Here is a 14,433-nt window from a genome sequence, read left to right as displayed (position 1 = left end):
GATCTGATTGGACCATGGAAAACCTGCAAAACCTTCGGAACATCGGCATCTCGGCCCACATCGACTCGGGCAAGACCACACTCACCGAACGGATGCTGTACTACACCGGCCGCACCCACGTGATCAAAGAGGTCAAGGGTGAAGGCGCGGTCATGGACCACATGGATCTGGAGCGGGAGCGGGGGATCACGATCACGTCGGCGGCCACCACGGTCCGCTGGCACGACACCGAGATCAACATCATCGACACGCCGGGCCACGTCGACTTCACGGTCGAGGTCGAGCGCTCGCTCCGCGTGCTCGACGGCGCGGTCCTGGTCCTGTGCGCCGTCGCCGGCGTGCAGTCGCAGTCGATCACCGTCGACCGCCAGATGAAGCGGTACAACGTCCCCCGGATCGCCTTCATCAACAAGATGGACCGCACCGGCGCGAACCCGGCCAACGTCATCAGCCAGCTCGAATCCAAGCTCGGCCTGACGACGCTGCCGCTGCAGATCCCGATCGGCTCGGAATCCAACTTCCAGGGCATGGTCGACCTGATCGAGCGGCGGGCCATCTACTTCGACGGCGACAAGGGCGAGGACGTCCGCTACGGCGAGATCCCGGCCGAGCTGGCCGAGACGGCCGCCAGGGCCCGCCAGGGGATGCTCGAGGCCCTCTCGATGGTCTCCGACGAGGTGATGGAGCTGCTGCTCGAGGAGCAGGAGGTCCCGCTCGACCTGATCCACAAGACGATACGCGAGGGGACGATCGCGCAGCAGCTCTGCCCGGTCATGGTCGGCACGGCGTATCGCAACAAGGGCATCCAGGAGCTCCTCGACGCCGTCTGCCGCTACCTCCCGAGCCCGCTCGACCGCGAGGTCACCGCCAAGGACAACGACAACGGCATGGCCGAAGTGCCGCTGACGACCGACCCCGACGCCCCCCTGGTCGCCATGGCGTTCAAGCTGGTCGAGGAGGCCTTCGGCCAGGTCACCTACATGCGGATCTACCAGGGGACGCTCCAGAAGGGGACGTTCTACTACAACACCCGGCAGAAGAAGCGGGCGAGGGTCAGCCGCATCCTCCGGGTCCACGCCGACCAGAAGGAAGACATCGATTCCGCCACGGCCGGCGACATCGTCGCCGTCATGGGGATCGAGTGCGCCACCGGCGACACCTACTGCTCCGAGGGGACCAACTTCTCGCTCGAGAGCATCTACGCCGCCGAGCCGGTCATCGACCTGTCGATCCAGCCCAACAAGCGGGCCGACTACGACAAGCTCTCGAAGGCCCTCAACCGCTTCATGCGGGAGGACCCCACGTTCCGCGTCCACGTCGACGCCGAGACCAGCGAGACGATCATCTCGGGCATGGGCGAGCTCCACCTGGAGATCTACGTCGAGCGGATCCGCCGCGAATACAAGGTCGACTGCACCGTCGGCGCCCCCAAGGTGAGCTACCGCGAGGCCCCGACCCGCGAGACCCCCTTCAACTACAAGCACAAGAAGCAGACCGGCGGCTCGGGCCAGTACGCCCACGTCGTCGGCAAGCTGGTCCCCATGGACCCGACCTCCCCCGAGCCCTTCGTCTTCGACAACAAGGTGACCGGCGGCCGCATCCCGAACGAGTACATCCCCTCGGTCGAGAAGGGCTTCCGCGAGTCGATGCACAAGGGCCCCGTGGCCGGCTACGAGGTCATGGGCGTCAACATGGTCCTGGAAGACGGCTCGTACCACGACGTCGACTCGTCCACCATGGCCTTCGAAATCTGCGCCCGCGACTGCTTCCGCGAGACCTTCCGCAAGGCCGACCCGGTCCTGCTGGAGCCGATCATGCTGGTCGAGGTCGAGGTCCCGACCGAATTCCAGGGGCCGGTCACCGGCGCCGTCTCCTCGAAGCGGGGCGTCATCCTGGGCACCGAGAGCCGATCGGGCTACACGGTGATCTCGGCCGAGGTGCCGCTCAGCGAGATGTTCGGCTACTCGAACGACCTCCGCAGCATGACCCAGGGCAAGGGGGGCTTCAGCATGGAGTTCCTCAAGTACCAGAAGCTCCCCTCGCGGTTCCAGGAAGAGATCGTCAAGCGCGTCCAGGCCGAGGCCAAAACCGGCGCCAAGTAATTTCGGAGGGCGGCGCCGCCGCTCCCGATCCGCGACATCTCCCGAAGGCCGCCGGCATCCCCGGCGGCCTTCGCGCGTTCCGGGGTCGGGCGCAAATCGCCGTCCGGTTTTTCCACGACACCTCGCCCTGACGATTGACGTGGCCATCCGAGTCTGTCATAACGACGCGGCACCCCTCTTCACGTGTCCCCACGTTCGTTCTGGACGTTTTGGAGGGATTCACGGCCATGCAACCGCGCGACCTCTCACTGCGAACCGACCTCTCCGCCCCGACCCCCGCCATTCCTCGCCAGAGCGTCCGCTCGCGGACGCTGGCGACCGCCGCCCTTCTCTCCCTCTGCCTCGTCGCCGTATCGATGCTGGGCCGGTACCTCTGGTCGGAATGGCAGAACCTGCTGGGAGAGGAAGAGGCCGCCGCTGCGTCGGCGGTCGTCGGGTATCCCAACATCTATCCCCGCGTCTCCCGCGCCGCGAAGCCCGTCCCCTCGCTTCGCGTCGAGGGGGACCGGGTCCTCGTCTGGTCGGGGTGGGAGTCCGGCCGCGGGCACGCCTGGTTCACCCTGGGCCGGGACGAGTGCGACCCCACGACGCTGGGGGACCCGGTCGGCCGCGACGTGGCCCAGGCCATCGACTACCCCGCCGTGGAGACGAACGGGGGCCCCATCTGGGGACGCATCCCCGCCGCCGCCGACGTCGTCGGGCTCTCGGTCGGGAAGACCCGATGTGCCTATCCCATGACGGTCCTGGCCAAGGTCCTCGTGGTCAACGACGTGGTCGACGGGACCCCCTTCCTCCTCCATCTCGACCCGTTCATGGGACCCGAGGACGACGTGGCGATCTATGACCCCCGAATCGAAGGCCATCGGATCACCCTGGGCTCCACCGGCTTCAGCGCCCGGGGGCACCACGTCCTCTACGACCGGGGCACGGAGAGCCTGTGGACGGAAAACGACGACGCCCTGGTCTCGTTCAGCGGCCCCCACAAGGGGAAGAAACTGGCCCTCGTCCGCCACCTTCGGCCACAAGCCTGGAGCGAGTGGAAGGATGAGAATCCGGAGTCTCGCCTGCTCGTCGGCTCGCTCGCCCGGACCGCGGGGCTTCCGTCGGACTGAAATCCCGCCCACTCCGAGGGGGGGAGCCGTCCCCCCTCCATCTCGCCGCGATCCTCGCGACCCCGGCCCGGATCGCCTCGCGCGCGACGATCGCTCCACTCCCTCCTTGACGGGGGGGCCGGCAACCGCTAACTTGTATTTTGACAAGATAATACGATACCGCACGTTCTCGACGTTCGGCCGCGGCGCAATACCCGGCTATGTTCGTCGTCGTCCCGTTCAGCGGCCCACCAGAATCGGCGATTCAGCCGGATGGAACCGGCTCCCTCCCTCTCCACCAGAGGCGTGCATGCAGGCCCCGAGGCCCCCGGCTTCGTCATCGTCTGGAGCTGTTGGACTTTCTTGACTGGCCCTGTCCAGGAGTTTTCGAGTCTGATGTCCACGTCCAAATACGTCTATTCCTTCGGCGGCGGCAAGGCCGAAGGTCGCTCCGACATGAAGGAACTGCTCGGCGGCAAGGGGGCGAACCTCGCCGAGATGAGCTCGATCGGGATCCCCGTCCCCCCTGGCTTCACGATCACGACCGAAGTCTGCCACGACTACTACGAGTCCGGTCGCAAGCTCCCCGAGGCCGTCAAGCCTCAGGTGGAAGAAGCCCTCCGGCAGGTCGAGCAGCTCACCGGCAAGAAGTTCGGCGACTCGAAGGATCCGCTCCTGGTCAGCGTCCGCTCCGGCGCCGCTCTGTCGATGCCGGGCATGATGAATACGATCCTCAATCTGGGCCTCAACGACGTCGCCGTCGAGGGCCTGGCCGCGAAGACCGGCAACCCCCGGTTCGCCTACGACGGCTACCGCCGCCTGATCGACATGTTCGGATCGACCGCGATGGGGGTCGATCACGAGCACTTCGAGCACGAGCTGGTCAAGCTGAAGGAAGAGAAGAACGTCAAGCTCGACACCGACCTGTCGGCCGACGACCTCAAGGAGCTGGTGAAGCGGTACAAGGCCGTCTACTCCAAGCACGTCGGCGAAGGCTTCCCGCAGGACCCGAAGGACCAGCTCTGGAAGTCCATCATGGCTGTCTTCAACAGCTGGATGGGCAACAAGGCCGTCCAGTACCGCCGGATCGAGCGGATCACCGGCCTCAAGGGGACGGCGGTCAACGTCCAGGCGATGGTGTTCGGCAACACCGGGACCGACTCGGGGACCGGCGTCGCCTTCACCCGCGACCCCAACACGGGCGAGGACGTCTTCTACGGCGACTACCTCATCAACGCCCAGGGCGAGGACGTGGTGGCCGGCATCCGGACCCCCGAGCCGATCGCCCAGCTCGACTCCGAGATGCCCAAGGTCTACGCCGAGCTGATGGCGATCCGCAAGAAGCTCGAGCAGCATTACAAGGAAATGCAGGACATCGAGTTCACGGTCGAGCGGGGCACCCTCTACATGCTCCAGACCCGCACCGGAAAGCGGACCGGGTCGTCGGCCGTGCGGATCGCGGTCGAGATGGTGAAGGAAGGCTTCATCGACGAGAAGACCGCCATCAAGCGGGTCAACCCGGACAGCCTGAATCACCTGCTGCTCCCGCAGCTCGACCCCAAGGCGAAGGTCACGGCGATTGCCCGCGGCATCGCCGCCAGCCCGGGCGCCGCCTGCGGCAAGGTGATCCTCTCGGCCGACGCGGCCGTCGCCTTCCACGAGCAGCACCCGGACGAGCCGATCCTGCTGGTCCGTAAGGAGACCAGCCCCGAGGACGTCGCCGGCATGCACCTGGCGAAGGGGATCCTGACGGCTACCGGCGGCAAGGCCAGCCACGCGGCTGTCGTCGCCCGCGGCTGGGGCAAGCCCTGCGTCGTCGGCTGCGAAGCGATCGTCATCGACGAGAAGAACGGCCGGATCACGATCGGCGACACCGTCGTCAAGGTGGGCGACCATCTCACGATCAACGGCACCAACGGCGACGTCATCGTCGGCCAGGTGCCCACCGTCGACCCGAGTATCTCCGGCCACTTCGCCGAGCTGATGAGCTGGGCCGACAAGGTCCGCACCCTCAAGGTCCGGACCAACGCCGACGCCCCGGCCGACGCGAAGAAGGCCCGCGAGTTCGGCGCCGAAGGCATCGGCCTCTGTCGCACCGAGCACATGTTCTTCGAAGGCCAGCGCATCGTCGACATGCGCAAGATGATCCTCGCCGACGACACCGCCGGCCGCGAGAAGGCGCTCGCCTCGCTCGAGCCCTACCAGCGCGAGGACTTCGTCGGCATCTTCGAGGCGATGGAAGGCCTGCCGGTCACCATCCGCCTCCTCGACCCGCCGCTGCACGAGTTCCTGCCGCACGACGAGGTCGGCCAGCAGGAAGTCGCCAAGCAGCTCGGCATCCCGGTCGAGAAGGTCAAGCGCCGCGTCGAGCAGCTTCACGAGGCCAACCCGATGCTGGGCCTCCGCGGCTGCCGCCTGCCGATCAAGTTCCCCGAGATCGGCGACATGCAGGTCCGGGCCATCCTTGAAGCCGCGATCGAGGTCAAGAAGAAGGGCAAGAGCGTCCTTCCCGAGATCATGATCCCGCTCATCGGCACGGTCGAGGAGCTGTCGATCCTGAAGAAGCGGGCCCTCGCGGTCGCCGAGCAGGTCTTCGCGAAGGCCGGAACCTCGGTCGAGTTCCTCATCGGGACCATGATCGAGATCCCCCGCGCCGCCCTGACGGCCGACCAGATCGCCGAGGAGGCCCAGTTCTTCTCGTTCGGCACCAACGACCTGACGCAGCTGACCTTCGGGTTCAGCCGTGACGACATCGGTTCGTTCATGCCGACTTACGTCGAGCAGAAGATCCTCCCCGTCGACCCGTTCCAGACGCTCGACCAGTCGGGTGTCGGCCAACTCGTCGAGATGGGGACCCAGAAGGGTCGCAAGGCCCGCCGCGAGAAGCACGGCGAGCACCTGAAGGTCGGCATCTGCGGCGAGCACGGCGGCGACCCGGAGAGCGTGGTCTTCTGTCACGAGATCGGCATGGACTACGTCTCCTGCTCCCCGTTCCGTGTCCCGATCGCCCGCCTGGCCGCCGCCCAGGCCGCGCTCGGCGCCGTCAGCCGTGACAAGTAAGGCGAGCCTCCGCTCGTCCTGAAAAAAACCGAAGGCCGCCGGACTCCCGTCCGGCGGCCTTCGTTCGTTTCGGCCCCGAATTCGCGGTCGAGCGAGGCACGGAGTCGAAGTTCCGGTAAACTAGGGATCCACGACCCCCACCTCCTGAACCCCGAAGGGCCCCCCATGACGTTGCGCCTCAGAGACGCCGTGACCATCGCCTTTGGCATCTGGACGTTCGGCCCGGTCGGGTTCGAGTCCGTCGCGCGGGCCGCCGACGGGCCGGCGACGAACCGCCCGGTCCTCAAGGGCAAGGATGCGCTGGGAGACTGGACGACCGACGCGCCCGGCGTTCGTCGGCTCATCACGCTCGACGACCTTTCCACGCCTTACGACACCCCGTCCGCCCGGAACAACCCGAAGGTCGTCAGTCAGCCGGACGGGGCCTGGCCGAAGGCACCCGAAGGCTTCGAGGTCTCGAAATTCGCCACCGGCCTGAAGCAGCCCCGCGTCATCGCCCGCGCACCCAACGGCGACCTCTTCGTCGCCGAGAGCGGGGCGGGCCGCGTTCGGGTGCTTCGCGACGCCGACGGCGACGGCAAGCCCGAGGTCGACGAAGTTTTCGCCGAAGGACTGACGCGGCCCTTCGGGATCGCCTTCCACCCGCCCGGTCCCGAGCCGAAGCACGTCTACGTCGCCAACACCGGCTCGGTAGTCCGGTTCCCGTATGCGAGCGGGGATGCGAAGGCGGCCGGAGCGGCCGAGGTGATCATCGGGAACATCCCGACCGGAGACGAGGCGGTCGGCGGCGGCGGCCACTGGACCCGCGACCTGGAGTTCTCGCCCGACGGCAAGACCCTGTTCGTCTCGGTCGGCTCGCGCTCGAACGTCGACGACGACGCCCGCGAGGACCGTCGCGCCGACATCCTGGCGTTCGACCCCGACGGCAAGAACGAGCGGACCTACGCCTGGGGCATCCGCAACCCGGTGGGCCTCGCCATCGATCCGAACACGGGGAGGCTCTGGACGTCCGTGAACGAGCGCGACGGCCTGGGTGACGACCTGGTCCCCGACTATATCACGCACGTGGAGGAGGGGGGCTTCTACGGGTGGCCTTGGTATTACCTCACCGGGGCCAAGCAGGACCCTCGCCACGAAGGGAAGCACCCGGAGTTGAAGTCCAAGGTCATCACCCCGGACGTGCTTCTCCAGTCGCATTCGGCGTCGCTGGACCTGACGTTCTACGACGGCGAAGCGTTCCCCGCCGAGTATCACGGACACATCTTCGCCGCCGAGCACGGCTCCTGGAATCGGGCCCGACGAACCGGGTACAAGGTGGTCCGGGTGCCCGTGGAGCAGGGCGTCGCGACGGGCGAATACGAGGATTTCCTCGTGGGCTTCGTCACCCCCGAAGGCGACGTCTGGGGGCGTCCGGTCGGCGTCGCGACGGCGAAGGACGGCTCGCTCATGGTCACCGACGACGCCTCGGGGACCGTCTGGAGAGTCGCCCATGTCGGGCAGAAGTAATCCTGACGCCGCGAAGGCCCCGGCGCCTGCGCGTCGGGGCTTCACGCTGATCGAACTTCTCGTCGTCATCGCCGTGATCGCGGTGCTGATCGGGCTCCTCCTCCCCGCGGTCCAGTCCGCGCGGGAGGCGGCTCGGCGGGCCCAGTGCGTGAGCCGGCTGAAACAGATCGGGATCGCGCTGCACAACTACCATGACGCCCTGGGGGGCTTCCCCGTCGGCTTCCTGGTCCCGTCGAGGCCGGTGCCGGCGACGACCTCGATCTCCCAGTATCGGTGGTCGGCGTTGGCGCAGCTCACGCCGTTCCTGGAGCAGCAGGCGCTGTTCCAGGCGCTGAACTTCGACTTCGCCCTGGGGTACCGGCCGACCGGGGGGGCCTCGGCCTTCTGGCCGTTCCACCCGGCCAACTCGACGGCGATGGGGACGCGGATCGCGCTGTTCCTCTGCCCGAGCGACGGCGCCCCGCCGCCTGCCGACGACTCCGGGCCCACCAACTACGCCTTCTGCAGCGGCGACGGCTCCGGCGGCGGAGATGCAAGCGGCGCCAACGGCCTGTTCGTCATGGGCCCTTCGCGAGCGATCCGCGACGTAGTCGACGGCACGAGTTTCACCGCCTCCACGTCGGAACACCTCCTGGGGGTCGCGGGGCCCTACTCGCAGACCTCCCCGACGCCGATCCCTTTCGAGCCGGGTCGGGCCTCCGCTCGGGCCGCCGCCCCACTGGACGACGCCTCTTGCGGGCAGGCGCCGCTGGGGTGGTTGTTCAACAAGGGAGCCGGCTGGTGGGACGGGAACTACTTGAACACCCTCTATAATCATCACGAGACGCCAAACGGCCGCCGGTACGATTGCATCACGTACCACAATCCCGGGTGGACGGCCGCGCGGAGCAAGCACCCCGGTGGCGTGAACGTCCTCTATTGCGACGGCCATGTGGCTTTCGTGGGGGACGGCGTCGATCCCTCCGTCTGGCGAGCCGTCGCGACCCGCGCCGGGGGGGAAGTCGTCTCCGCGGCACCCTGAGTTCCACGGGCGATTCGCGAGCCGAGGGAGAACCTTGGTCGTGATCCGGGGTCTATGGCAGGGTGGCGGTGCAACGGGACTCGTGATCGAAAGGGAAGAGGGTGCGGATGGATGGACAGGCCGTCGAGCAGGAGGCGGGCCCGATCTTCGAATCGAGCGGCCCGGAGGCCGGTCGGGAGGTGGAAGGGGATCGAACGCTTCGCATGGAGATGCGTCGAGAGTTCGTCCTGGTCATGATGCTGGCCTCGGTGCAATTCACCAGCATCGTCGATTTCATGCTGGTGATGCCCCTGGGACCGCAGCTCATGCGAGTGCTGGGGCTGACGCCGGACCAGTTCGGACGAATCGTGTCGTCCTACACGATCGCGGCGGGGGTCGCGGGGTTCCTGGCGTCGTTCGTGATGGATCGCTTCGGCCGCAAGGCGGCGTTCCTCACGCTCTACGCCGGGTTCCTCATGGGGACGTTCCTCTGCGGCATGGCCTGGAACTATCCGACGCTCCTCGCGGCGCGGGTGGCGACGGGCGTCTTCGGCGGGATCCTCGGAGGGCTGGCGCTCGCGATCGTGGGGGACGCGGTCCCGGAGAGCCGCCGGGGCCGGGCGACGGGGGCTCTGATGTCGTCGTTCGCGATCGCCTCGGTCGTGGGCATCCCGGTGGGGTTGACGCTCGGGACGAGATACGGCTGGCAGGCCCCGTTCCTGCTCCTGGCGGGGCTCGGGCTTCCGGTCCTGTTCCTGGCGCTCCGCGTGATGCCGCCGTTGCGGGGCCACATTCGAGAGGTTCAGCCGACCTCGATCTGGCGGAAGACGCTGGAGACGTTCGGGCAAGCCAACCACCTGCGTGCGTTCGCACTCACCGTGGCGATGATGTTCGGCGGATTCTCGGTGATTCCTTACATTAGCCTGTATCTGGTGGGGAACTCGGGGATCCGGGAGGACCAGTTGTTCTGGGTGTTCGTCACCGGAGGGCTGCTGACGCTCTTCGGCGCCCCGGCGATCGGCCGGGCGGCGGACCATTTCGGGAAGCTCCGGGTCTTTCGCATCGTGGCCGCGACGACCGTCTTCCTGCTCATCGCGATCACGAACCTGGGGGTGGTGCCGATCTGGACGGCCGCCGCGGTCTTCGGGCTCCTGATGCTCAGCAACGCGGGACGCATGGTCCCGGCGATGGCGATGATCACGGGGAGCGTCGAACCGTCGCGGCGAGGGGGCTTCATGAGCGCCAACTCGGCGGTCCAGCACCTGGCGGCGGGCGTCGCGGCCGACGTCGGAGGCTGGATGTTGGCCAAGGCCCCCGACGGCACCATCTTGCACTTCCCACGCGTGGGCTGGTTCGCGGCGGCGTTCACGCTGGTGAGCCTGTGGCTCGCCGGGCGGCTTCGCTCGGCGAGGCCCTCCTACGCCCCGACGGCGGAGGATCAGTCGGCTTCGAGCCGGTAGTGGCCGGAGGTCGTCTCGACCGCGCGGCGCCAGCGTTCCAGGGCCTTGGACCGCCAGACCGCTCCTCGAACCGGCGAGAACGACTTGCCGCCGCAGGCCAGCAGATCGAGGGCCGTCGCGCGGTCGGGCCAGACGCCGGCGCCGAGGCCCGCGAGCAGCGCCGCGCCGAGGGCGGTGGATTCGGTCTCCGGGCTCCGAACGACGGAGCGGCCGAGGACGTCGGCCTGGAATTCGAGGAACTCATCCGAGCGGGACATGCCGCCGTCGACGTTCAGGGTCGTCAGCGGCTCGCTCAGATCCTCCTCGATGGCCTCGATGAGATCGCCGATCTGGAACGCGACCCCTTCCAGCGCGGCGCGGGCGATGTCGGCCAGGGTGGTCGCGCGGCTGAGCCCGAAGATGGTGCCGCGAGCCTCGGGCCGCCAGTGCGGTGCGCCGAGCCCGGTGAACGCCGGGACGAAGACCACGTCGCCTTCGGGATCGCCCTTCCGGGCCATCTCGCCGATCTCGGGGGCCGCGCCGATGGCCTTAAGGCCGTCACGGAACCACTGGACGGCCGCCCCGGCGACGAACACGCTCCCTTCCAGGGCGTAGCTCGCGGGCTCGCCCCGCATCGTCGCCGCCCGGGTGGCGAGCAGGCCGTGCGTGGAAGGGACGATCTGCGTCCCGGTGTGGGCCAGCAGGAACGCCCCGGTTCCGTAGGTGCATTTCGCCTGGCCCTCGCGGACGCAGCCCTGGCCCATCAACGACGCCTGCTGATCGCCGGCCACGCCCGTGATCGGGATCCCATCCGGCAGATAGTCCAGGCCCCTTGTTTCGCCGAAATCCCCGGCGCTGGGGCGGATCTCCGGCAATATTCCCTTGGGGACGCCGAAGACTTCACAGAGTTCGTCCGACCACTGGTCGGTTTCCAGATCCATCAGCAGGGTGCGCGAGGCGTTCGTCGCGTCGGTCAGGTGTTCGGCGCCGCCGGTGAGATGCCGAATCAAGAGGGTGTCGACCGTCCCCGCGGCCAACTCGCCCGCCTCGGCGCGGCGACGGGCCCCCTCCACGTAATCCAGGAGCCAGGCGATCTTGGTGGCCGAGAAGTACGGATCGATCACGAGCCCCGTCCGTCGGGAGATCCAGGCCTGCTCGTGGCGCAGTCGATTGCAGTGTTCGGCCGTCCGACGATCCTGCCAGACCAGGGCGGGCGCGATAGGTTCGCCCGACTTGCGATCCCACACGATGGTGGTCTCGCGCTGGTTCGTGATGCCGATCGCGGCGATCTGCTCCGCCCGCACCCGGGCGTTGAGCAAGGCCGTGGTGACCTCGGCGCCGACCGAGGCGACGATCGCGCGCGGGTCGTGTTCGACCCATCCCGACCGGGGATACGTCGGGAGGACCTCTTCCTGCCCCTGGCCGACGGGGCGAAGCTTCAGGTCGTACACGATCACGCGGGTACTGGTCGTGCCCTGGTCGATGACGAGGAGATGGTCGCGGGCCATGGGAGAGGGCCTCTCGCTGGGGAAACTGGTCGTGGATCGGGTTTCAAATTACCATGAGTCTCAGTTCGAGTCGCCGGGCCAGGCTGCGACTCGATGGACCGATAACCGAGGACGACGAGATGAACGTGATGATCATTCCACTGGCCGGCATCTCCCTTCCCTTGATCCTGGTCCCCCTCATCCTCGTGTTCAAGCATGTCGGCCGGAATCGTGACCATCGACACCTGGAACGGATGCAGGCGATCAAGGCGGGCCGTCCGCTCCAGTCGGCCTCGAATCCGCCGGGGGCCGGTTCGGTCGTGGCGATCGGGGCGGGCGTCCCGTGCGCGTCCATGTTCGGGGCCCTGCTCGCCACCGCGAGCATCTCCTCGCGCAGCCCGGACTTCATGCCGATGATGGGACTGATCTGGGGCTCCGCGGCCGTCGTCGGCCTGGGGGGCCTCCTCACGGCCTTCATCCTCGGCGTCCTCTCGCATCAGGGGTATCGCCGCGACCGTGACCGTGAGGCCTCCGAGGCCCTCGGATCGTCAGCCAAGCCGGCCTACGACCCCGACCTGTTCGACGCGGCGGGCCGGGGCTACTGACCGGACCCGTCCGAGTCCGACGAGCAATTCGACCACCCCGGCGACCCCCACGCCCGCGCAGACCGCCATCAGCGGCTCGATCGGGATGTGGAACCGGGCCGATACGATCGTCAGCGCATGGAAGACGCTGAGCGCGGCGGCGGTCGCCAGCATCGGGATCGACCGCCGTCGAAAGCCTGACCCCCCGAAGAGCAGCCCGAGCGCCGCCAGCGCCGTCAGGCCCAGGTGCGAGACCCGGTACACCAGCACCCGCGATCGCGGGTTCGTCTCGTCGAACAGCCAGAACGACCGGAACCGGTGGAGGCAGAGCCCGACGTACCGCGCCGGATCGTTGCGGATGTCGTCGATCGCCATCCGCAGGAGCACCCGCGACCGCTCCGGCTCCGGGAGCGATCCGAGGTATCGCTTGAAGTCCGGCGTGAAGGCCACGTCGTCGATGTATCCCGCCGTGTGCCGAGCCTTCCAGATGGTCTGATTGTAGGCGGCGAGGCTCCCCGCCGCCTTCGACTCCTCCATCACCTCCTCGACGGACGGGCGGACGACCTTGTCGGTCCCCTGGCTGATCGTGCAGTTGCCCTGCCAGAACGCATAACCGAACGTGCTCTTAATCGGCACGAACTCGCCGTGGACCAGCGCGTTGCGGATCACCCAGGGCGCGACTCCCAGGGCGGCGACCGCGAACATGATCGCGCCCGTGAGCCAGATCGGCCGCTTCGACGGCGCGGTCGTCCGGGTGAGCCAGAGCGCGGCGCAGACCCCCAGCCCGACGAGGCCGAGGATCGGATCGGCGAGGACCCCGAGGGCCGTCAGCAGGCCGGCGGCGACGGCGTCTCGCCGGGAGCCCGAGGACCCGGCGCGGTAAGCCCAGACGAGCGTCCAGACGATGAGCGTGGCGGCCAGGAGGGCCACCTGGACGTGGGTGGCGGCGTAGACGAGGGTCGGGTGAAGGGCCGCGATCCAGGCGGACCACCAGGCGACGGCCGGCCGCTCCGGCGCGACGAGTCGCGCCAGCCGAAAGACGCCCAGGACCATCAGCCCGCCCAGCAGGGCCTGTCCCAACTCCAGGATCAAGAGGGCCAGCGGTTGCTCGACGCCCCCCACGGCGTAGGCGGCGGCGACGAGGATCGGGTAGGCCGGCGCTTGCTGCGAGGTCGGCCCCTCGCCGCCGAGGAACCGCATCGAGAAGCCCCGACCCTCCACGAGCGACGCGGCGATCTCGCCGTGCTCGTAGGTGGAGTGGGGGACGTGGTGGCTCTGGAGCACCAGGACCGCGGCGGCCCTCGCCGCGACGGCCACGACCAGCACGACCGCGAGCCGTCGATTGCTTCCCTGCACGATCATCCTCCCGATGGACCTGAAGTTCCGGGAGCCCGAGCTTGACCCCGGGCGCGCGGCGATCATGATCGAGGAAGGCTGGATGGTCAATGTCGAGCTTCGGGAGTGAATCGAAACCATGATCCGCCTGGCCGAAGACCTGGAATTGCTGCGAGGCTTCCCGCCCTACGCCGTCAACGTCTACTTGATGGGGGGCGTCCTCGTCGACGCCGGCACCCGCTTCGCGACCGGTCGTATCCTGCGGCAGCTCCGGGGTCGCAAGATCGAGGCCCACGTCCTGACCCACGCCCATCCTGATCACCAGGGCGCCAGCCGGGCCGTCTGCGAGACGTTCGGCGTCCCGCTCTGGTGCGGCGAGGCCGACGCCGACGCCGCCGAGACCGAGGGCCTCATCATGGCGAGGATGCCCCCCCACTGGCTCAGCCGAACCGTCGGCCCGCGCTGGACCGGTCCCGCCCATCCGGTCTCCCGGAGGCTCCGCGAGGGGGACGACGTCGGAGGCTTCACGGTTCTGGAAACCCCGGGGCACACGGCGGGGCACATCTCGTTCTGGCGTGAACGAGACCGCGTCCTGGTCCTGGGCGACGTCGTGGCGAATCTCCATATTTATCTGGGCGTGGCGATGCTCCGGGAGCCCGAGCGGGTCTTCTCCCTCGATCCGGCCGAGAACCGCCGGTCGGCGCGGCGGATCGCGGCGCTTGAGCCCCGCCTGATCGCGTTCGGCCACGGCCCTCCGCTCCGCGACCCCCGGCGATTCGCGCGATTCGTCGAACGATTCGCCGATTGAGGGCGACGGGAACGATCTTGC

10 protein-coding genes are annotated in these 14,433 nt (G+C 68.1%); 8 read left to right on the top strand and 2 right to left on the bottom strand.

The genetic code is table 11. The annotated features are described in order from the left end of the window. Positions 1 to 14 precede the first annotated feature (14 nt). From fusA to VT85_RS17735, 6 genes are all read left to right on the top strand, one after another. Entirely contained in the window at positions 15 to 2,102 is a 2,088-nt protein-coding gene (gene fusA / locus VT85_RS17760; RefSeq protein ID WP_068418278.1) for an elongation factor G, read from the top strand. Between the two features lie 227 nt (positions 2,103 to 2,329). After that, positions 2,330 to 3,214: a DUF3179 domain-containing (seleno)protein gene (locus tag VT85_RS17755; protein ID WP_068418276.1), complete on the top strand. Its 885-nt coding sequence runs from the start codon at positions 2,330 to 2,332 to the stop codon at positions 3,212 to 3,214. Between the two features lie 375 nt (positions 3,215 to 3,589). Then, entirely contained in the window at positions 3,590 to 6,253 is a 2,664-nt protein-coding gene (ppdK, locus tag VT85_RS17750) for a pyruvate, phosphate dikinase (protein WP_068418274.1), read from the top strand. A gap of 165 nt (positions 6,254 to 6,418) precedes the next feature. After that, positions 6,419 to 7,759: a PQQ-dependent sugar dehydrogenase gene (locus tag VT85_RS17745; RefSeq protein WP_068418271.1), complete on the top strand. Its 1,341-nt coding sequence runs from the start codon at positions 6,419 to 6,421 to the stop codon at positions 7,757 to 7,759. Further along, entirely contained in the window at positions 7,743 to 8,780 is a 1,038-nt protein-coding gene (locus tag VT85_RS17740) for a DUF1559 domain-containing protein (RefSeq protein WP_068418268.1), read from the top strand. The genes VT85_RS17745 and VT85_RS17740 overlap by 17 nt, the downstream gene beginning before the upstream one ends. Before the next feature lie 107 nt (positions 8,781 to 8,887). Continuing rightward, the gene (locus VT85_RS17735) at positions 8,888 to 10,219 is read left to right on the top strand and encodes an MFS transporter (protein ID WP_082858693.1); all 1,332 of its coding nucleotides are present in this window, start codon (positions 8,888 to 8,890) and stop codon (positions 10,217 to 10,219) included. Here the strand turns inward: VT85_RS17735 and glpK are convergent. Continuing rightward, complete coding sequence (gene glpK, locus VT85_RS17730; RefSeq protein ID WP_068418263.1) at positions 10,198 to 11,706, bottom strand: glycerol kinase GlpK; 1,509 nt, start codon at positions 11,704 to 11,706, stop codon at positions 10,198 to 10,200. The two genes, VT85_RS17735 and glpK, sit on opposite strands and share 22 nt — an antisense overlap. A gap of 125 nt (positions 11,707 to 11,831) precedes the next feature. On the opposite strand from glpK, the gene VT85_RS17725 reads away from it, so the two are divergent. Beyond that, entirely contained in the window at positions 11,832 to 12,290 is a 459-nt protein-coding gene (locus VT85_RS17725) for a hypothetical protein (protein ID WP_197490840.1), read from the top strand. Here the strand turns inward: VT85_RS17725 and VT85_RS17720 are convergent. Continuing rightward, positions 12,234 to 13,625, bottom strand: coding sequence for an ArnT family glycosyltransferase (locus tag VT85_RS17720; protein ID WP_197490839.1), 1,392 nt, complete (start codon positions 13,623 to 13,625; stop codon positions 12,234 to 12,236). The genes VT85_RS17725 and VT85_RS17720 overlap by 57 nt on opposite strands. A 118-nt stretch (positions 13,626 to 13,743) precedes the next feature. Between VT85_RS17720 and VT85_RS17715 the strand changes: the two genes are divergently transcribed. After that, positions 13,744 to 14,412 carry an MBL fold metallo-hydrolase gene (locus VT85_RS17715; RefSeq protein ID WP_068418252.1) on the top strand — a complete coding sequence of 223 codons (669 nt, stop codon included), beginning with the start codon at positions 13,744 to 13,746 and terminating at the stop codon, positions 14,410 to 14,412. Positions 14,413 to 14,433: the final 21 nt, after the last annotated feature.

The sequence above is a fragment of the Planctomyces sp. SH-PL62 genome (assembly GCF_001610895.1).
Classification (GTDB): domain Bacteria; phylum Planctomycetota; class Planctomycetia; order Isosphaerales; family Isosphaeraceae; genus Paludisphaera.
Note: the sequence above shows the minus strand (reverse complement) of the source record. Positions and strands in the feature narration are given on the sequence as shown.